This window comes from Pseudomonas sp. SIMBA_068, from assembly GCF_046534705.1.
GTDB classification, from domain to species: Bacteria; Pseudomonadota; Gammaproteobacteria; order Pseudomonadales; family Pseudomonadaceae; genus Aquipseudomonas; species Aquipseudomonas putida.
In genome coordinates, this window is record NZ_JAWRYI010001081.1 from 1 (window position 1) to 253 (window position 253).

The 253-nt window shown below is 68.0% G+C and carries 1 pseudogene; it reads right to left on the reverse strand.

From position 1 onward, the window contains the following. Positions 1 to 253 (reverse strand): annotated as a pseudogene (locus SB756_RS32785) (apolipoprotein N-acyltransferase); the annotation flags it as partial.

Sequence of the window (253 nt, forward strand, 5' to 3'; positions counted from 1 at the left end):
CTTCCTGGCCGACCCACAACGCAGCAAAGGCCAGCGCGTCCGCCAGCGGCGCCTCATTACGGCGCAGCCAGCGTGCCCATAGCCACGCGGGCAGGGCGAAGAACCAGGCGATGGCGGCGGTGAACAGCAGCATCAGGAAGCCGGCCAGCAGCGCCGAAGCGCCGCCAAAGTGGTGGATGCTGTAGTAGATCCAGCTGGTGCAGGCGCCAAACAGGCCGAAACCGAAACACCAGCCACGGCCCAGGGCCTGGCG